We start from the raw sequence: 21446 nt of genomic DNA, 5'->3' as shown, positions 1-21446 counted from the left end.
CTCCCTTCCCTTATAGTGAACTGTATTTTTCACGTAAACGTTGCCTCACAACCTCTGCAATTGTATTAAATACAAAGGTAAATACGAATAATACAAATGCGGCTAAAAACAATACCCTATAATGCGAACTTGCCACTTCCGATTCAGGCATTTCAATCGCAATGGTTGCCGCCAATGTTCTTAAGCCCTGTAGCAAATCCCAATCCATGACTGGGGTATTCCCCGTCGCCATCAGTACAATCATTGTTTCTCCAACAGCTCGACCTAACCCCATCATTACCGCAGAAAAAATACCAGGGCTTGCTGTTAGCAATACCACCCTAGTTAAGGTTTGCCATTGTGTCGCACCTAGTGCAAGAGAGCCTTTCGTTAAATGGCTAGGTACAGAGAACACCGCATCTTCAGCAATCGTAAAAATAGTAGGGATCACCGCAAAACCCATTGCGATACCGACAATTAACGCATTACGCTGATCGTAACCAATATCATAATGGTGAGATAAATAACTCTGAAGATCACCGCCAAGTAACCTATCCGATAACCAAGGGCTAACTGCAAAACAACCATAACCAACAAGTATTATCATCGGGATCAAAATAGCAATATGGAAACCATGAGGAATACGTGACCGCCATCGACCAGGGAGCATTGACCAGATAAAACCAATAACAATCATACTTATAGGTAATGCAACAAAGCTTAAGGCAACCCCTGTCAGATTTTGATCGACAATCGGTGCCAGCCAAATTCCAGCTAAAAAGCCTAAGATGACCGTCGGCAAAGCTTCCATTAATTCAATCGTTGGTTTAATTAATCGACGTACTTTAGATGACATGAAATACGCGGTATAAATCGCCCCAGCCAATGCCAGTGGAATCGCAAATAACATTGAAAAAACTGCAGCTTTCAACGTACCGAAAATAATCGGTACCAAACTCAATTTAGGTTCAAACTCATCACTGGCAGACGTTGATTGCCAAACGTAATCAGGCTCTGAATATCCCTCATACCACACTTTTTGCCACAATGATGAAATACCAATATCCGGATGGGTGTTATTCACTTTATAGGTTTGCCACTTGCCCTTATCTAGCGTGAGCAACATATTCGCCTTAGGTGATATTGCGATATCTTGGGGGACAGTATCAAAAACCTGATCTTGATAAATCACATCGCGCTCAGAGGTATAATAAGCCGATACTCGACCATCTTGCTGAATAACAAAAAAGCCTTTGCGGTAATACTCAGGGACAATTTTCACAATAGGGCTAGAAGAAAAAAGGAAGTCTCTCACCTTTACTAATTGGCGTTTTCCTTCTTTGACCACTTCAAACCATTGGGTAATCGTATTATTCGAGTTTGTCACTAATAAAGAGTTCGCCCCTGACAATAAATTGATTCGTTCAGGCGTCACTGTTTTATCAAGAGATAATTTTGTCGTCTCTCTTAGTACTGCACTTTGATGATTGAGGCTATAGGTAAAAAGTGTTGATTCACTTAACACATACAACGTTTTACCATCTGGAGTTAATACAAGTTGCTCAACATTTGCTGGCGCATCATTAATATTAAATTGAAATTGCTGCCATATTTTATCATCTGCTGCGGTCATTTCAGAATGAGATAACCTCACAACAGAAAGTAGATGTTGTTTTGTATAGGCAGCCAAAATAATAGTATTCTCTCGCCCAGATATAGCTAATTTCTCAATAACATCTTGTTTAGGAGTGATCGATAAAGGCGCTTTACCAACAGGATAATCAATAACAGGGAATAGCTGTTTTTTGTTTTGATCAAACGTGAAATGAAAATCAGCTTTCACTATTTTCACTTGTCCACCCGGCAATGCATACGCAACCATTCCATCCCGCGGCAAACTGATTGCAACGGCAGTAGGATCAGTGACCAGTGTTTGTTGTTTAATCACCTTTCCTGCTGCAGGTAGTGGTGCTAATCGAATAAAGTCCACCTGACCTTCGGTGGTAAAACGATAAGCTAAGGTATTACTTTCATCAATTCCTACTCGCGCAGTGTTACCTGCCAAGGTTAATGAAAACTGGTGAGTTGGTTTCACTGAAACAGAAGAGAAAATCGGGACAATGACATAGAGCAAATAGAAAAAAATCAGCACTAAGGTTACAAGTACAAAAATACCACCAGCCGTCACACCTAACCGCGCTAACTTATCTTTCATTCGGCGAAGATGGTTTTCTCCCATTAAAAACGAACTGGCGTGTGCCATTATTACCTCAAACCTATTTATACGGACTAAAGTGTATTTCTATTACGTGACACTTTTATTACAGGTGATATATCCAAAACGCTATATCGCACAACTTTATAAATCAGAACTGAAAGAAATGTCATTTGAAATCAATGAATCATGACTACTTACGCATTTACTCATTTACGTCCGTTTCAACCATAGACAGCATAAATTGTTGTTAGGATAATTATTAATAAGTATCAATCAGTTTGTTGCTTAATTGTCACTGCATCACAACCATTACGAATAAGGAGAGCTGTAATGAAACAACTCATTATTACTGTTATCGGTAAAGATAAAACGGGGCTGGTCGAGCAACTTTCAGACACGGTGTATAACAACCATGCAAATTGGTTAAAAAGCTCATTAACCCAACTAAGTGGACAATTTGCAGGCATTGTTCAAGTTGAAGTTTCAACTCAACATATTCAACAGCTTAGCGAAGCATTATCTCAAATTGATGGGCTACAGATCCACATTGTCGAAGCACAAATCAAAGCTTCTTCACAACAGCTTATGCAGAAGCTAACTGTTACAGGTAATGACCGATTAGGGATAGTAAAAGAAGTCACCACCCATCTGCATCAACTAGGCATAAACATCTATAAACTCAACACCAAAACGAAAAGCGCACCTAATTGGGGATACCCCATTTTTACCGCACAATTTCAACTTGAACTCCCAGCCGATCTCTCTATCGATATAGTACAAGAACAATTAGAACAACTAGCCGATGATTTAACCATAGATATTGATCAATAATCGAAACATTTGACTGATAAAACAATCACTCAGATTAACATCTCACTGTAACGCTAATCCCTTATATTTGCCACAAACAGCTTTATTTTGTAATGCAAGGCGACAAGGATAAATACCGCACATGATCACTGAAAATCTATATATTGAAAAAGAGCTAAGTTGGCTCTCTTTTAACGAACGAGTATTACAAGAAGCAGCAGATAAGTCCGTTCCTCTTATTGAGCGTGTACGATTTCTCGGTATTTTTTCCAGCAATACAGATGAGTTCTACAAAGTGCGCTTTGCTGATGTGAAGCGCCAGATCTTAATTCGTGAAGCACAAGGTGGCAGTGATCAAGCCAAACAATTATTAAGTAAGATCCAAAGCCGAGTACTTAAGTTAAATCAAGATTTTGATACGTTATACAATGAAATATTGTTAGAAATGGCACGCCGCCATATCTTTTTAGTCAATGAATTGCAGTTAGAAGACAACCAGAGAGCATGGTTGAAACACTATTTCCAACACACCATTTTGCCTCATGTTACCCCGATTTTACTCACTGACGATATCGACATACTTCAAGTACTCAAGGATGAATACTCCTACCTTGCTGTCGCTATGACTAAAGGCAGAGAAACCCATTATGCGTTAATAGAGATCCCAACCGATCAACTGCCTCGTTTTGTCCAATTACCCAAAACCAAAGGTAAACGCCAGAAGACCCTTATCTTGCTTGATAATATCATTCGACTTTGTATCGATGATTTATTTAACGGCTTTTTTGAATATGACGATCTTGCTGTCTTTGCAATGAAAATGACCCGTGATGCAGAATACGATCTCAGTCAAGAAGTTGAGCATAGCTTGCTAGAGCAAATGTCAGAAGGGTTAAATCAACGTCTAACGGCGATGCCTGTACGCTTTGTTTATCAGCGCGATATGCCTGGTGATATGATCAATGTGTTATGCGATAAACTCCAAGTATCGAGCTATGACAGTGTGATCCCCGGAGGACGCTACCATAACTTTAAAGACTTTATTGGCTTCCCTAATGTCGGCAGAAGCTATTTAGAAAATAAAGAACTCCCCCCAATTAAAAGCTATCAATTTAGCTCAGCTCGGAATGCCTTTGATGCTATAAAAGCACAAGATATTTTATTGTATTACCCATACCACACCTTTAGTCATATAACTGAGTTGGTACGACAAGCCTCTTACGATCCCAAAGTTCGTAGTATTAAAATCAATATTTATCGCGTGGCTAAAAACTCACGCATTATTGAATCTATGATTGATGCTGCCAACAACGGTAAAAACGTTACCGTCGTGGTTGAACTGCAAGCCCGCTTTGATGAAGAAGCCAACATTGAATGGGCAAGGTGTCTCACAGAGGCTGGGGTAAACGTTATTTTTGGCGTACCCGGTTTAAAGATCCACTCCAAACTCTGCCTAATTACCCGTAAAGAATCAGACGAGCTGGTTCGATATGCGCATATCGGTACGGGTAACTTTAATGAAAAAACCGCCCGAATTTATACCGACTTTTCACTCCTAACCTGTGATAAAGCCATTACCGATGAAGTAAAACAAGTCTTTGCTTATATAGCGAACCCATATCGTCCCGTTGAATTTAAGCATTTAATTGTATCCCCTCGTAACTCTCGCTCTCGATTATATGAACTGATTGATAGAGAAATCGCTCACGCCAAGCAAAACCTACCATCTGGTATTACACTTAAGGTCAATAACCTCGTCGATAGAGGCTTGATTAATATGCTATATCAAGCCAGTAATAGCGGCGTGAAAATTAAATTAATTGTTCGAGGTATGTGTTCGTTAATCCCAGGAATTAAAGGGATCAGTGACAACATTACTGCGATCAGTATTATCGACAGATTTCTAGAACACCCTCGTGTCGCAGTATTTGAAAATAATGGTGATACGGATGTGTATATTTCATCGGCTGATTGGATGAGCCGTAATATTGATAATCGTATTGAAGTCGGGTGTCCTATTACTTCACCAATATTAAAACAACGTATTATCGATATTCTCAATATCCAACTTTGCGATACCGTCAAAGCACGCATTATTGATGAAGGCATGCATAACCATTATGTGCCTCGTGGTAATAGACGTAAGATTCGCTCCCAAACGGCAATTTATGATTATCTGAAACACAGCGAGAAGAAACTTAGAAAACACGCTGAAAAAACAGAGAAAAACAATGACAAAAACTAATTCCTCGCCACAACCTCGCGAAATAGCGGCTATCGATATAGGTTCAAATAGCTTTCATATGGTTGTGGCTCGCATTGTGGGTCAAAGCCTACAAATTGTCAGCCGTCATAAACAAAGAGTCCACCTTGCATCAGGGCTTGATAAACATCTAAACCTTGATCAGGCTGCTATGAATCGAGGCTTAAGCTGCCTTGCAATGTTTACCGAAAGACTGCAAGGTTTTAAGCCTGAGAATGTCCGTATTGCGGCAACATACACATTACGTCAGGCGCAAAATGCACATATTTTTCTCCAACGAGCAGAGCGTATTTTACCCTTCCCCATCGAGATCATTCCTGGTACAGAAGAAGCCCGTTTAATTTATCTTGGTGTTGCACATACCCAACCCGATAAAGGTAAAAAACTGGTAGTAGACATCGGTGGTGGCAGCACAGAATTAGTTATTGGTGAGCAATTTGATACCCATATTTTGTATAGCAAACATATGGGATGTGTAAGCTACAACAAACTCTTTTTTTCTAATGGCAAACTCAGTCATAAGAACATTGCGGCGGCACAACTTGCGGCACGCCAAAAGCTTGAAAGTATCGCCAGTAAATATACCGATATTGGATGGGATAAAACCTTAGGTTCGTCTGGCACCATTAAAGCAATTCGCGAAGTATTAATCGCTCAAGGCCATAGTGATGGCGTGATCACATCGTCTCGTTTAAATCGATTACTAGATGAAATTAGCACCTTCAAACATCAAGATGATCTCGAACTTCCGGGCTTAACCGATGAAAGAAAACCTGTTTTTGCTGCAGGTGTAGCGATTTTAAGTGCTGTTTTTGAAGCGCTTGATATTAATGATATGCATTTTTCCAGTGGCGCATTACGTGAAGGGCTTCTGTATGAAATGGAGCAACGATTCCGCCACAGTGATATTCGCATTCGAACCGCTGATGCAATGGCAAAACAATACAATATCGACACCACACAAGCTAAGCGCGTTCAAACGAGTGCGGTTGAAATTTACGATCAAATAGATACTCAACCGGGCATGAACAAAAATGAATTATCGACCTTGCTATCATGGGGAGCACTACTCCACGAGGTTGGGCTAAGTATTAGCTATCCCGGATTTCACCGACATAGTGCTTACTTACTCCGGTATAGCACCATGCCAGGGTTTAATGTCGAACAACAAACGGTACTTTCAACCTTAGTACGCTATCAACGTAAAGCATTAAAACTGACTGAAATGCCCGAATTGACCATCTATAAACGTAAACATCTTTATCCATTAATTCGTACCTTACGTATTGCCGTAGTGTTAAATGGGCAACGTAGTGATGAACCACTGCCGAAAATACAAGTTGATGCCAATAAAGAGCATTGGCAATTAACCTTTCCTAAAGGTTGGACTACAGAGAATAAATTACTCGCAGCTGATATGCGCACAGAACAAGAATATTGGCATAAAGCAGGATGGGTGTTAGAGGTTAATGAATTGAGTGACTCGTAATTATATCCAATATTTAAAAACAACAACGCCAGCGAGATGCTGGCGTTGTTGTTGATAGGAAATCGTTAGCAAATAGTACAACATGATGAACTGTTATAGTCCAAGCGTTGCCAAGTTTTGTTCAACAACCTTTACGGGTAACGGAATATAACCATCTTTTTGTACTATTTTTTGCCCATCACTCGACAGAATAAATCGTAAAAATTCACCTTCCATCGGTGCTAACGGTTTATTCGGATGCTTATTAACATAAACGTATAAAAAGCGTGATAATGGGTAGCGCCCACTAACTGAATTTTCAATCGTCGCTTCAACGTAATCATCCCCTTCTCGTGCCACAGGTATCGCTTTAATACCTGTCGTTTTATAGCCAATCCCTGAATAGCCAATCGCATTTAATGAGGTTGATACCGATTGTACAACCGATGCCGATCCCGGTTGCTCATTAACATTGTTACGAAAATCCCCTCGACACAGCGCATGCTTTTTAAAATAGCCATACGTCCCTGAAACTGAATTTCGTCCATAGATCTGAATACCACGATCTTGCCAGCTTCCCGATAAACCTAGCTGCCCCCATTGGGTGATTGGCTTTAATCCACCACAACGTAATGTTCGTGAATAAATCGCATCTAATTGTTCAAAGTTAATCCCCTTTAATGGATTATCTTCATGCACAAATACCGCAAGTGCATCGACCGCGACTTTGATCGCAGTCGGTTTATAGCCATACTCTTGCTCAAATGCTTCAATCTCTTTGGTTTTCATTGCTCGGCTCATCGGGCCAAGTTGCGCGGTCGCTTCAATTAATGCAGTGGGCGCTGTTGATGAACCTGCGGTTTGAATTTGAATATTGACGTTTGGATAGCGCCGTTTAAATTCTTCCGCCCAATAGGTCATTAAATTGGCTAATGTATCCGAACCAACCGATGATAAGTTACCCGAAATGCCGCTTACTTTCTGATAAGGCAATAAGCTTTTCTCTGCTGCTTTAACGCTTGATATTTCTATACTGGATGTTTCAGTGTCAGCCTGAGCGCTGCCAGCCAGTGATAACAACAATACCCCAGCAAAAGATTTCAATCGCTTACCCATACATTTCATCTCTTTAATCACTTAAAAATATCATCGGCTAATTCAGCCGTTTGAGTATGATCTGCAATTAATCGAGACGGTAGCGTAAAGGCGAAAGTACTGCCTTTTTCAAGCTCACTTTCTATTTCTAAATGAGAGTCATGGTGGCTCAAAGCATGTTTAACAATCGCCAGTCCCAAACCACTACCGCCAGTTTCACGAGAACGGGCTTTATCCACACGATAGAAACGCTCTGTTAAGCGGTGAATATGCTGAGCTTCAATCCCCTCACCGCTGTCTGTAACTTCTAATCTTGCACCATTAGGCGAGCGATACCAACGAACCGTAATATCAGCATCACTTGGAGTATGTTTAACTGCGTTATAAACCAAATTAGAAATCGCACTACGTAGCTGATCATCATCACCTAAGACACTTAAGCTCTGATCAATCTCGAAATTAAAGTGCTGATTTTTATCCCCACTGAGTGAGATCGCTTCTTTTTCTAAAATATCTAGCATCGCAGGCACATCCACCACTTCCTCTAGCTCAATGGTTGGAGCGGCTTCAATTTTTGACAAGGTTAATAACTGTTCAACTAGCGCATTCATTCGTGCTAATTGCTCTGTCATCACACCATGTGCACGATCCCACATCGGTCCTGATAACATATCTGGATCTGCCGACATTTCTAAATAGCCTTGCAGCACCGTCATTGGTGTACGCAATTCATGAGAAACGTTAGCAAAGAAATTACGACGCATGCCTTCAAGCTGTTTAAGTTGAGACACATCACGTACCGCCATCAAATACTCACCTTCGGTATAACGCATGATCCGCAGTTCTAAGGTGCGGTCGTAGTTCATTGGTGAAGTAATTTCTAATGGCGTATCAAAAGATTGTCTTGCCAGATAACGGACAAAATCAGGGCTTCTTAATAAGTTACTGATAGGTTGACCCGCATCATCAGGCCAACGTAAGCCCAATAATTGCTGCGCTAATTTATTGCACCAAACGATATTGCCTTCACTGCGGAATACAACAACCGCATCGGGTAATGATTCAGCACCATTACGGAAACGACGAATTAGGGTTGTTAGTTCTTTACGGCGACGACGATTACGTTGTTGTAAACGATACATGCCATTAAATAGCGGCTCCCAACTGCCTGAGCCAGAAGGAGGAGTCAGGCTGCGATCTTTCCATAACCAATCTGACATTTTTAGCTGATTGTGGAAATGCCAAATCAGTTGGATCCATGTTGCAACGAGTAAAAACCATGGTAAATAACCGAAAATCATACCAAGGATGATCCACGGTAGATAAAACAGAATTAACTCCCATACCAATTTTTTCCATGACAATCTTTCGACCATGTTTTACTCCTTGTAACGGAGTTATGGTATGGATCCGTTACATTAAATTTCTTTACTCGTACAAACAACACAACCTCCAACCTTATCGAACTGCGATAATGGATGAAGGCTCGTATTTTTCTTTATATAGCCAACCCTAGTATGGGTTGTGAATCACTACTATGGGCGAGTTGAGAAGCGATAACCTGCCCCACGTACTGTTTGCACCATCTTATCGTGTCCACCAGACTCTAACGCTTTACGTAAGCGACGAATATGAACATCAACGGTACGATCTTCAACATAAACGTTAGTGCCCCAAACATTATTAAGTAACTGTTCACGACTATAAACACGCTCTTGGTGCGTCATAAAGAAGTGCAACATTTTAAACTCTGTTGGGCCCATCTCTAATGGCTCATCATCCGATGTCACACGGTGCGATACAGGATCTAATTTCAACCCTTGCACATCAATCACATCATCTAATGCTGTTGGTGATACACGACGCATAACCGCTTTTAAGCGCGCCATTAACTCTTTAGGAGAAAATGGTTTAGTAATGTAATCATCCGCACCTACTTCAAGACCACGAACCTTATCTTCTTCCTCACCACGTGCTGTTAACATAACAACAGGGATTTGGCGTGTAAGTTCATCGCGCTTAAGGTGTTTGATCAGGTTAATACCTGAGCCACCGGGTAACATCCAGTCCATGAGAATCAGCTCAGGATACGGTTCGCACATTTTCTCTAGTGCTGTGTCATAGTCCTCAGCTTCGATCGCTTGATAGCCCTTTTGCTCCAACACGAAACATAACATTTCACGAATTGGAGCTTCATCTTCTACCACAAGAATCCGTCTTACCATAATCAAATATACCTAGTCGTTTGCTTCATCTGACCTGCGCCATTATGTGTGCTTAATATTACACTTTTGTGACTTCTTGTAATAAAAGTATAAACCAAGTTGAATATGCATCATTTAAGCATTCCCGTAATCCATAGGAGAACAAGATAAATATTAAATAATTACAATGGGTTGATTAGTATTTATATTAACCTTTTATGGCAATATTACTACGTCCACCGCCTTGTGCTTCAACAGCCACTTGCACCCCGATACGCTCAACTAAAGTGCCAACGTGAGAGATAACGCCAATTTGTCTACCATCCGCTTGAAGTGCGTCAAGGCAAGCCAATGCCATTTCTAAACTATCAGGATCTAGGGTGCCAAATCCTTCATCAATAAACAGAGAGCCGAGCTGTCGAGTGTCTGCCGCCAGTGAGGCTAATGCAAGTGCTAAAGATAGCGACACTAAGAAACTCTCACCGCCAGAGAGTGACTCAACGCTACGTACTTCATCGCCCATATCATGATCGATCACCTGCAATGCTAACGGGCTACCAGGAACGGGTTGTAACGCATAACGTGGTGCAAGATCTTGCAAGTGATGATTGGCATTAATCACTAGCTGTTGCAGCGTTAACCCTTGAGCCAAAGTACGGAATTTATTACCTGTAGCCGAGCCGATTAAATCGCTCATTTCCATCCATAGCTCGGTTTGCGTTTGCTGGGTCGCTAATGCTGAGCGAAGATCGCCAGCTTGTTTCTCAGCTTGTTCGCCTAAATCTAAACGTTGGCGTAATTGGAATACTTGATCATCAAGTTGCGATTTTTCCGTCTGCCATTGGCTAAACAATTGCTGCTGAGTTGAGGCGTCATCACTAATGTCATGTTCGCTAAACCACTGCTTGGCTAATTCAACCGTCGGCTGATAATCCACCTGTGCTTGCTGTCTTTCTTTAACAATGGTTTCGCCTTGCGACACCGCTTGCTCTAGCTGTTTTAGCTCACTGCGCTCTTGCTGTAACCATGCCTCATCGTGACTTAATAACGCCGTTAATTCAGCCTCCGTTAACGCGAGCTTTTCCAACCATGCTTGCCACACTTGTTGTAAATTCTGTTGTGCTGTTTCAGATTCTGCTAATTGTTGGGTCGCGTTCTGCTGTTTGGTTAACTCTGCGGCAATCACTTCTGCCAATTGGTTTAATTGTGTTTGTCGCTGTTGGCATTGTTGCTGCTGTGCATCAACATCGGCTTTAGCTGAGCGTTCAATCGTATCGAGTGGCTGATCGCCAATAAGCTCAATACGTTGTTGCCAGCAAACCTGTTGCTCTTCTGTGAGACGGGCTACTTTTGCCGTTAACTCATAGGCTTGTTGCTCACCATGCTGAACGCTATTGGTTAATGTCGCGAGCACTGGTGCAAGCTCTGCCAGCTGTTTTTCAAGCAATTGTTGTTGCTCAATATTGGTTTGATATTGCTGAACTTGGCGCTCTAAATCGGCAATAAAGCCCGCTTTACCTTGCTGAGCTAATGCATTTATCCATGCGTCATTACCATAGATTGTCATTAACGCCTGCTGTCTTTCAGCTATCACGTTTTGCATATTATTAGACTGCGCCGTAAACGCATTACATTGTTCTTGCGCTTGAGTTTGCTGCTGCGTTAACAAATAGCATTGCTCTTTTAGCTCGGCTTCTTGCTTAGTTAATTGCTGTAATTGAAGCTGCTGTTGCTTAACCTCTGCAATCAGCACTTTGCGCTGCTCACCCTGTACTTTAATCTGTTGCATTTGCGATTTAGCATCATCGACTGCTTGTGACCAATGTGCTTGATAATGAGAAAGCTGAGCTAGATCGCTGTCAGTCGATAAGGTAATTTCAGCTAAAGTAATAGCATTTAGATCCGTTGCCATGAGATCGGTCCAATGGCATTGCTGCTGATTAACTAACGTCTGAATCGTATTATTAAACCCTACAATCTCTTGCTCAATGTCAGTGTGACGTTGCTTATCTTGCAAGACAGATTGAGTTAGCTGGCGCTGCTCGGCATTAGCATCTTGCAATTGCTGGGCTAATTGCTGTAATCGCTGTTGCTGTTGGCTAATAATGCTTTCAACTTGCGGATTGTGCTGCTGATAAGGATGATTTTCGGAGCCACACAGTGGGCAAGCTTCACCTTCAACAAGTTGCTCGCGATAGTCAGTTAAGCTCATGACAGCACGGCTTTGGTTTAGCTGAAGCTCTACTTCTTTATGTTGCGCATCTAATTGTAATAACTCAGGGCTTAATGCTGCTAAACGTTGCTCACTGCTAGCAATATTCGTCACTAAACCTTGCTGCTGAAGCTGAGATTTATCACGCTGTTGAAGCAAACCATGCCATTTATCTAGCCCGAATAAACTCTCTTTTAGCTTACTACTGAATTGCTGATACGCAGCATAATGTTGGCGTTCTTGATCTTGTAATTGCTCTAATGCAGTGAGATCGTGCTCAGCGGTTTGCTGCGTTAATTGTAGCTTTTGCTGATCCAATGCAGAAAGCTGTTTATCAAATTGGATCTGCTGCTGCGCCACGCTCGCTAACGTTGTTTCACGCTGTTTTATGTCAGTTTGAAGCTGTGCAATTTGGCTTTGCGCTTGTTGATACTGGCTGATGTTATCTTTGATCGCATTTTGCTGCTCCGCTAAGGCTTTTACCCCTTGCGTTTGAGACAATGCCGCAGTCACTTGTTGTTGTTGTAACTGGGCGGCGTGTTGCTGTTGTTGCTTACTCGCAAGTTGCTCACGCTGGATCGTGAGGTCTTTATTTAAGCCAGCTAATTGCTGCTGTAATTCTGCGCTTTGTTGCTGTAAAGCATCACGCTTTTGCTCAATACTTGCCGCCTGTTTTAGTTTTGGCTCAAGATCGGTTAACAGCTGTTGTTTTTGCGCTAATTGCTTCTGGCTTTGCTCTACATCGGTTTGTAATTGCCCTTTTTGTTGCTGCTTAGCCGTTAATTCAGCGGTTGCTGATTGTAGTGATTGCTGCCACTTGAGCACTTGTTGCTGCGCTTGGGTTAATAGCGTGAAATCACCGCGAGCAGGAAGCGCTTGCTCATATTTGGTCAATTGCAGATAACGCGGCGCGGCTAATTGTTGGTCTTGCTTGGCTTGTACTAACTGCTGCTCACTTTCACCAATACGCTGCGTCAGTTTTTCAGCATTCACCAACACATCTTGATGCAGTTTAAGTTGCTCTAACTTTTGTTGTTGGCTATTAACTTGTTCACGAGCACTGACCAATTGAGTATTTAATGCTTCGCGCTCTTCGTCTGTTAACAGTGCGATATCACCTAACTTACCTTGAAGTTGCGTCAGTTTTAGCTTTTCATCTTTGGCTCGTTCATGAGCTGCAATGGATAATCGACCGTAGATTTCACCGCCCGTCATACGCTCTAACAGTGCAGCACGTTCATCAGCCCCTGCTTTTAAAAATGCCGCGAATTCGCCTTGTGGCAACATCACAGCACGGCGAAACTGATCGAAGCTCAAGCCGATCAGCTTTTCAATTTCTGCCTGTAGTTCTTGTTTCTTACCCGCAAAACGCTGCCCTGTTTCAATGTTTTCTAACCATTGTTCAGCGGCTTGAATTTTGCCTTCTGCACGACCACGAGCACGACGAACATGCCAGTGAGAACGCCAATGTGAGCCATCATTGGCAATAAAATCGACTTCGGCAAAACCTTCACCTTTACCGCGCGATAAGATACTACGCACATCATTAGCTTTGATGCGGTTATCTTCATCGTCACGACCGATTTCAGCATCGTTCTTTTTGTTTGATTGCAAACGCGGAATACGATCAAACAACGCCAAACAAATCGCATCGAGCAAGGTTGATTTACCCGCCCCTGTTTTACCTGTGATCGCAAACAAGCCAGCATCGCCTAATCTGCCACCCGCAAAATCAATCTCAAATTTGGTTTGTAAACTCGCTAAATTTTCACCACGAAGCGCAAGGATTTTCATTGTTTTTATCTCTCTTATTCTTGTTCTTCAACTTGAGTTAATAGGGTTTCAAACGCTTCAGCCATTACTTCGGTTGGCTCACCATCGAATTTCTTGTTCCAACTTAATGCGAACACTTGTTGTGGCGACACCTCAGATAATCGACGGTGTTGCAAGCTATCTTGTTGCTCGCGTTGGCTATAATGGGGCGTAATTTTGGCAAGACGAACGGATTTGCCTTCTAATGCTTGCAGCACTTTTTCACGCAAGAGGGCTTGTGGTTTATCAAGCAACACATGCACTTCTAAAAAGGGTTGTTGCTCACGTGGCAATTCATCGTCAGGTAAGGCTTTTAATGCGGCTAACACTTCATCTAACGGCGCGGGTTTGGTTGGTACTTTAAGCATGTCGACACAACGAGGAATACTGATCTCTTCAATCGCTTTAACGTTACTACCATCAAATTCTACCGCTAAAATTTGGTGGTTATAATTACGCTCTGACATCGACAGTGGAATCGGCGAACCGCTATAACGAACATGCTCTTTCTTCGCCACTTTTTGGGCTAAATGCAAATGTCCAAGCGCAACATAACTCATATCATCAGCAAAAATTGAGGCTGGTAGCGCATGTTGATTACCGCCAAGTACACGGCGTTCTGACATTTCAGATAATTGCCCTGATGCCATGTACGCGTGTCCCATACCGATCATCGCTTGTTCTGGCGCAAGCAATTCACGGGCGGCTTGGGTCATATCGCTATATAGCACTTCTACCCCTTTAATTAAGCGGTCGTCGTTTTCATCAAGGTTATCGGTACGTAAATCGGCACTGCGCAAAAACGGCACTGCTAATACATACGCGGCAGTTTGTTTATCTTTATTAGTGATAGGCACCAGCATACGCTTAACATCTAAGGTGCCATCTTCTAAACGATGGATACCGCCAACCATATGCAAATCAAAGGCTTTTAATAGTTCATGAGGCGCATCAAGCTTACTTGGTGAATCATGGTTACCGCCAATCATCACTACATCTAAATTCGGTAGGGCTTTCGACACTTTCGCCAAAAAACGATACAACATGCGCCATGCACTTGCGGGCGGGTTGGCAGTATCGAAAATATCACCAGCGACTAATAAGGCATCCGCTTGCTGAGCTTCAAGTTCATCGGCTAACCAATCTAAGAACGCTTGATGTTCATAGTCGCGGTTATAACCGTGGAGTTGATGCCCTAAGTGCCAGTCAGAGGTATGGATAATTTTCATAATATAATGCGCAACCTAGCCAGAAATAATCTGCTGATTGTACCGTGAGATCTGCCAAACCACATCTGCTATTTCACTGCCTTTCGCTGCTATCACGCAATTTTATTTTTGATAAATAAGTCAGGGAATTAGTTTTGTGAAATGAGGTGTGTTTTAGGTGAGTTGAAATAAAAAAGACCGCTATCTTGTGATTTAAGAACTACTTCATTATGTTAATATAAAAAAAATATAGGCGAACTCATAATGAAAAAGAGAAAAATTTTATTATCTTTAAAATCTCGAAAAAAACTGAAAGAAAATGGTATTTTTTTACCAAAAAGAAGTTTATTAACACGATTTAAGCTACCAATTGAAAAAGTAGTTATAGAACAAAATTGCCGTGTTTTTAAAGGGCATAATATTTGGTCAATGGGGGCATTTTCATACTCTCACTCACAACTACCAATCAACATTTCTGTTGGTAGATATTGTTCAATAGCAAGTAATGTAAAAACGATGGGAGTAAATCACCCATTACAAAGATTCACGACATCATCCATTACATATGATAAGGGAATTTTCCCTAATATATCCGAAACATTAAAAATAAAAGAAATCCTCCCTCCCCCTCAAACTACAATAAAAAATGATGTTTGGATAGCTGAAAATGTATTGATAAAAAATGGAATTGTAATTAATGACGGAGCAGTAATTGCAGCAAATTCAGTAGTAACAAAAGATGTTCCTCCGTATGCTGTTGTAGGAGGGTCTCCAGCTAAAATAATTAAATACCGCTTTCCTGAAGAAGTAGTACAAGAATTAACAAAAATAGAATGGTGGAATTACCGATGGTTTGATCATAAAGATCTAGAGCTGGATTTAGATATTCAATCTTTTATATCCGTATTTAAATATTTAAAAAACAAAGAGGCTATAAAGTATTTCTACCCACAAAAAATAACTTTATAAATTAACGTAATATAATGAACTAATATAAACAACTATCATTAGTGTAATACCGATAAACAAAGAAAAACAATCAGTTATCCAGCTATCGGACATATAAAGCCATCATCACATATAATGCAATTTGGGACTTATTTACGCCTTTAATACTATAGTATTCGCTCCATAACTCTATGGAGCGATGTTACTTACTAATGTTTGACATTCTAAGGTAACAGCGTATTTATTTCTGGCTAAGATTTTGATGTTTCTTTCATACATTTTACCTGATAGTCATAGAGGATAAACCGCTGCCTAATACAGTTTCCACGATACAGTAAGTAACACACCAGCATCACAAGGTGCATTATTTGAGAACAACCAATAGCTCTACCAGCTACAAATGGTTGATAGCTAATTCAGCATTGTTATTAGTAGGCGATAAGTGACCATCATTAATATAACAAGTGAGTTTTGGTCATTGTACAACGTATACTCTATCGCTTTACCTAAAGGCTAATATAACTTTAAAAGATAGTATAGCTTTTCTGTTTTGCATCACTCAAAAATTGATTCTCACTTCATTTCCTATAAATTCAACAACCTACAACCCCATCCCGATCCTAATTAATATTGGAGATATAAATTATTACCCCTTGGTAATAATTAATTACCAAATAACGCAATTGTTTTGTTTTTTGAAAGAATTAATATAGTCACATCGAAACGCACAAGGCGTTCACAAAAACTCAAAACAAAAGGTTTTATTACTCATGAAAACAGTTATTAAAGCAACTATCGCAGCCGCTATTATCGCAACATCTTTTACTGCTGCAGCAAAAGACGGTAACTTCACTGGTAACATTAACTTTAATAAATCAACAACTAATGCAGTTAATGTTGGTCACTACCAAAAACAAAGTACCGCTGAGCGCTCTCACTCTGGCTTAGTATTTTCACAGCATAAAGCTGCATTAAACTTTTCTGAAAAGCTACTTTCAGCAGCAGATAAGTAAGCATTACCCATAACGAACGTTAGTCTTTATTTTATTATTACCATTTAACTATTGTTCTTTATGTTTTTCGATAATTACTCGAAAAAAGGTAATTATTGTACTTCTTGTTACACCCTACAAAAGGCTGAATCCGCTATTTCAGCCTTATTATAAAAAATAAGGTCAATCCAATGACAACATTAACCGAAAAGCCAGGCATCACTCTGATCAAATCAGGGACTTTTAAGCTAAATGATTTAAGCAAACTGTTAGAAGTTGAAGGCTTAAAAAGTGATATGGCTGAAGTTGCTGTAACCAACAACAGCGCACCATTGACGATTGGTCATTTCACTATGTCTCCAGGCGTAGAGTTTGAATACTTCTACGATTCAGTCGAGTACAAAGTGGTTACTAAAGGTAAGATCGTAATGCGTGATACTGCTGGCAACAAATACGTTGCTGAAGTGGGCGACGTTATTCTGTTCTCACCTGACGTTACTGTTATCTTCGATGCAGAAAGTGACGGTGAAGCAATCTACACAGCACACCGCCAAGCTGCTGAAGATTTCGCGCCTGCTAAATAATTTCATTGCCAAATGAATCCTCTAAAGCCTTGAGTTTTGCTCAAGGCTTTTTTACGTTCTACCTATTTTTTCTTGCTCGATTTATTCCATTACTCACATTCCACTCAACGCGAAATTATCAGCAACAAATGTCCGCAAGATCAGAAAATCCCATCTAAACTTTAGAGTAATTTTTAACCCTATCATTTCGCTTTTTTAGCTACCGACTTTTCATGATCGGCTAACGGTCTATTTTCTTTTTTCGATAGGTCGTTGATGATAACGACCTCATTATGAACGGACTCATAATAATTATATGAGGAGTTCCTATGTCACGGATTGTTATTGTTGGAGGGGGTGCCGCAGGTATTGAACTCTCTACCCTATTAAAAAAAACAATAAGAAAAGAAGATGATGTCATTTTAGTTGAACCAGAAACGCACCACTTCTGGAAACCGCGCTTGCATGAAATAGCAGCAGGCACCTTTGATAGCGATCTTGATACGGTTTGTTATTTCACACATGGTGCACGACATGGCTACCAGCACTATCAAGCCTCAATGACGGATATCCATCGCGAGAACAAGACCATCTCTGTCTGTGGCGCTGCCGATGGCATTAACTACGAATTGGATTACGATTATTTAATTATTGCCATTGGTGCGGTCAGTAATGACTTTAATACCCCAGGCGCTAAAGACCATTGCATCTTTTTAGACTCAGCCAATCAAGCGCGTCAAGCATGGCACCGAATGAGTTACATTTTACGAGCAGGAGAAGCCCGCACAGTTAATATTGTTGGTGCCGGTGCAACAGGGGTTGAACTGGCAGCAGAGCTTGAACGAGTCAGTAGAAAGCTGCAACGTTATAACGGCACACCGTTAACAATTAATTTAATTGAAGCGGCAGATCGCGTATTACCAAATAGCCCTGAAAAAATGTCTCGTAAAGTTCAGCAAGAACTCGAGAAAAATAACATTAATGTTTTACTTCAAACACGCATTAGCGAAGTGACGGAGAAAAGTATGATCACAAGCGATGATCGTCCCCTTGATGCCGATGTTCAATTTTGGGCAGCAGGCATTAAAGCCCCTGATTGGCTAAATGGTATTGGCGGCTTGGCTTATAATCGTATCAATCAAATTGAAGTGAATATGGATTTAACCACAACCGTTGATGACTGTATTTTCGCGCTCGGTGATTGCGCAGCCATTCCACAACCTGATGGCAGTTTTGTCCCCCCTAAAGCACAAGCGGCTAATCGAGCAGCAGAACATTTAGCCAAAAGCCTAGGTGGTTTTTTGCATGGTAAACCGCTCACTGACTTTATCTTTAAAGATGGCGGCATGGTGGTTGCGGTTGGGCATTACTTTGCGGTTGGCTCTTTTGCTCCCGGCTCTAAAATGGAAAGTCAATTTGTGTTACATGGGCTACTTATTCGCCGCATCTACGATACGATTTTCCGTTTACACCAAAGAACCATCAGTAACATGTTTACAGTTTCTCGGTTAATGATTGCTAAACGTCTAAAAGCGGTTTTCAAACCTAAAATATAACGGTTTGATTGTGAGAGCATAAATTTAATTTTACTCACAGTTCAGCAAGTTATTACACAATCTTAAGCTTCAATCACAAACGCCTCTTAGTAATTTTTAGTGGTTAGGTTAATATGTGCGCCCCAACTGTTTAACCCTAGGAAGTGTGACTGCCATGATGTGGTTTAAGAATTTACTAACCTACCGCTTTACGCGTGAAATTGATTTAAATGCAGACCAACTGGAAAAACAGCTGGAAGAGTTTCGCTTCACGCCTTGTGGTAGCCAAGATATCCAAAAATTTGGCTGGGCACACGCATTAGGCAAGCATGGTGATATGTTCACCCATGTTTCTGGCGACAATATTTTAATTTGTGCGCGTAAAGAAGAAAAAATGCTACCTGCTTCTGTGATCAAAGAATCACTGAATAACAAAGTTGAGATGCAGGAAAAAGATCTTGGTCGTAAGCTGAAAAAGACTGAGAAAGATACGCTGAAAGATGAAATCGTGATGGATTTACTGCCACGAGCTTTCAGTCGCCAATCACAGACTTTCGCTCTGATCATGCCAAAACTTGGCTACATTGTGGTTGATGCAGGCAGCTTTAAAAAAGCCGAAGATATGCTGGCGCTACTGCGTAAATCTATCGGTAGCCTACCTGTTGTACCTGTCGTTCCTGAAAAACCATTAGCACTAACCATGACAGAATGGGTGCGTAGCAATCAAGCGCCTCATGGTTTCACTACCGGTGAAGAGGCAGAGTTTAAAGCGATTGAAGAAGATGGCGGTGTGATCCGTTGTAAGCAACAAGATTTAAACTGTGACGAAATTCTTGCACATATTGAAGCAAACAAGGTGGTAACGAAACTGGCTTTAAACTGGCAAGACCGTGTCGACTTTGTCCTTGCTGATGATTTAACTGTGAAGCGTTTGAAGTTTTCTGATGAAATCAAAGATCAAAACGAAGATATCGACCGTGAAGATATGGCGCAACGTATTGATGCTGACTTATCGCTAATGGGCGGTGAGTTCTCAGCATTCTTACCAAACCTATTTGAAGTAGTTGGCGGTTTAGAAAATAAAGGCTAATCCCTTTATTTAATCGACATCGAATACGCAAAATAAAAGCCGTGGTGCTCTGTTGTTTTTACAACCTAGAGCACCACGGCTTTTTATTTACTCGCAGATTGATTACATGCTCATTTCCATGCCTGCATTGGCTTTTTTACCTAAACGGTAATACCAAATAGAAAGCGGAATGAAGATCAAGTTCATCACTGTGGTCATGTTCATACCAAAACCAGATTGGTTTAAAGTACGTAAGGTTTGATCGGTTGTTACCCAACCAAAACCGTTGAAAATGGCATCAACGCACATGCCTGTAAATATAATCGCAATAAACAGTAAACCCACCATCCATTTTGTTGGACGTTTACCATAATATTTTTGGTACACACGCATCATTGGAATGGTTAATACGTCGGAAAGAATAAAGCCAATCACCCCACCAAATGAAATGCCACCATGCCACAGTGCTGCCGCTAAAATTAAGTTACCCACTGAACATACATAGGCAATCATCGCAACAAAAACACCGATAATGACATCAAGGAACGAGTGTAACCAAGCAGGTAATCCGGCATCGTTACTGATAAATAAGGCGCGCCAACCTTCTTGAGGCACTAAGGCAATTAAGATTGATGATACAACAACACCAATTAAGATCTCTTTGCCTATCATTGCCAAATCCATTTGGAAAAAGCTGGCAGATTTGGTGATTTTTGCCATTACGCCAGTATCATTTTTTGATGGCATAGCCATGTTAGACATGTCCATACCGCAATCGCTGCTATCATGTTTCATGTTAGACATATCCATGCCGCAATCGCTGCTGTCATGTTTCATGTTAGACATGTCCATGCCGCAATCGCTGCTATCATGTTTCATGTTAGACATATCCATGCCGCAATCGCTGCTGTCATGTTTCATGTTAGACATGTCCATGCCGCAATCGCTGCTATCATGTTTCATGTTAGACATATCCATGCCACAGTCACTGCTGTCATGTTTCATGTTAGACATATCCATGCCGCAATCGCTGCTATCATGTTTCATGTTAGACATATCCATGCCACAGT

At 41.0% G+C, this 21446-nt stretch carries 15 protein-coding genes; 8 read left to right on the top strand and 7 right to left on the bottom strand.

From position 1 onward, the window contains the following. Nucleotides 1-10: 10 nt before the first annotated feature. A complete protein-coding gene (locus I3259_RS03940) occupies nt 11-2242 on the bottom strand; it encodes an ABC transporter permease subunit (protein WP_238028427.1) in 2232 nt (743 codons plus the stop codon). A gap of 285 nt (nt 2243-2527) precedes the next feature. On the opposite strand from I3259_RS03940, the gene I3259_RS03935 reads away from it, so the two are divergent. From I3259_RS03935 to ppx, 3 genes are all read left to right on the top strand, one after another. Further along, nucleotides 2528-3028 carry an ACT domain-containing protein gene (locus I3259_RS03935; RefSeq protein WP_238028426.1) on the top strand — a complete coding sequence of 167 codons (501 nt, stop codon included), beginning with the start codon at nt 2528-2530 and terminating at the stop codon, nt 3026-3028. A 121-nt stretch (nt 3029-3149) separates the two neighbouring features. Beyond that, nucleotides 3150-5252 carry a polyphosphate kinase 1 gene (gene ppk1, locus I3259_RS03930; protein ID WP_238028425.1) on the top strand — a complete coding sequence of 701 codons (2103 nt, stop codon included), beginning with the start codon at nt 3150-3152 and terminating at the stop codon, nt 5250-5252. Next, nucleotides 5239-6759: an exopolyphosphatase gene (gene ppx / locus I3259_RS03925; RefSeq protein WP_238028424.1), complete on the top strand. Its 1521-nt coding sequence runs from the start codon at nt 5239-5241 to the stop codon at nt 6757-6759. Before ppk1 ends, ppx begins: the two co-directional genes overlap by 14 nt. 93 nt (nt 6760-6852) lie before the next feature. Here ppx and I3259_RS03920 read toward each other — a convergent pair whose 3' ends face one another. From I3259_RS03920 to I3259_RS03900, 5 genes are all read right to left on the bottom strand, one after another. Next, complete coding sequence (locus I3259_RS03920; protein ID WP_238028423.1) at nt 6853-7854, bottom strand: phosphate ABC transporter substrate-binding protein PstS family protein; 1002 nt, start codon at nt 7852-7854, stop codon at nt 6853-6855. A 17-nt stretch (nt 7855-7871) separates the two neighbouring features. Next, entirely contained in the window at nt 7872-9209 is a 1338-nt protein-coding gene (phoR, locus tag I3259_RS03915; RefSeq protein ID WP_238028422.1) for a phosphate regulon sensor histidine kinase PhoR, read from the bottom strand. Between the two features lie 159 nt (nt 9210-9368). Then, nucleotides 9369-10058 (bottom strand): phosphate regulon transcriptional regulator PhoB, encoded by a 690-nt coding sequence (phoB, locus tag I3259_RS03910; RefSeq protein ID WP_005369349.1) that lies wholly within the window; start codon nt 10056-10058, stop codon nt 9369-9371. 187 nt (nt 10059-10245) lie between these two features. Beyond that, entirely contained in the window at nt 10246-14043 is a 3798-nt protein-coding gene (locus I3259_RS03905) for an AAA family ATPase (RefSeq protein ID WP_238028421.1), read from the bottom strand. Between the two features lie 14 nt (nt 14044-14057). Then, nucleotides 14058-15290 carry an exonuclease SbcCD subunit D C-terminal domain-containing protein gene (locus I3259_RS03900; RefSeq protein WP_238028420.1) on the bottom strand — a complete coding sequence of 411 codons (1233 nt, stop codon included), beginning with the start codon at nt 15288-15290 and terminating at the stop codon, nt 14058-14060. Between the two features lie 243 nt (nt 15291-15533). Between I3259_RS03900 and I3259_RS20275 the strand changes: the two genes are divergently transcribed. The 5 genes from I3259_RS20275 to rdgC all read left to right on the top strand — a co-directional run bounded on the left by I3259_RS20275 (nt 15534) and on the right by rdgC (nt 20397). Further along, nucleotides 15534-16238 (top strand): CatB-related O-acetyltransferase, encoded by a 705-nt coding sequence (locus I3259_RS20275; protein ID WP_275949775.1) that lies wholly within the window; start codon nt 15534-15536, stop codon nt 16236-16238. A gap of 749 nt (nt 16239-16987) precedes the next feature. Beyond that, nucleotides 16988-17230 carry a hypothetical protein gene (locus tag I3259_RS03890; protein ID WP_238028419.1) on the top strand — a complete coding sequence of 81 codons (243 nt, stop codon included), beginning with the start codon at nt 16988-16990 and terminating at the stop codon, nt 17228-17230. A gap of 170 nt (nt 17231-17400) precedes the next feature. Further along, complete coding sequence (locus I3259_RS03885; protein WP_238028418.1) at nt 17401-17793, top strand: hypothetical protein; 393 nt, start codon at nt 17401-17403, stop codon at nt 17791-17793. Between the two features lie 308 nt (nt 17794-18101). After that, nucleotides 18102-19328, top strand: coding sequence for an NAD(P)/FAD-dependent oxidoreductase (locus I3259_RS03880; protein ID WP_238028417.1), 1227 nt, complete (start codon nt 18102-18104; stop codon nt 19326-19328). A gap of 157 nt (nt 19329-19485) precedes the next feature. After that, nucleotides 19486-20397: a recombination-associated protein RdgC gene (gene rdgC / locus I3259_RS03875; RefSeq protein ID WP_238028485.1), complete on the top strand. Its 912-nt coding sequence runs from the start codon at nt 19486-19488 to the stop codon at nt 20395-20397. A gap of 102 nt (nt 20398-20499) precedes the next feature. Here the strand turns inward: rdgC and I3259_RS03870 are convergent. After that, a partial coding sequence (locus tag I3259_RS03870; RefSeq protein ID WP_238028416.1) for a permease occupies nt 20500-21446 on the bottom strand: 947 nt, incomplete at its 5' end.

The organism is Photobacterium sp. Ph5, assembly GCF_022129445.1.
Taxonomy (GTDB): domain Bacteria; phylum Pseudomonadota; class Gammaproteobacteria; order Enterobacterales; family Vibrionaceae; genus Photobacterium.
The sequence above is the reverse complement of the archived record's forward strand: the minus strand, read 5'-3'. Positions and strand labels throughout refer to the sequence as shown.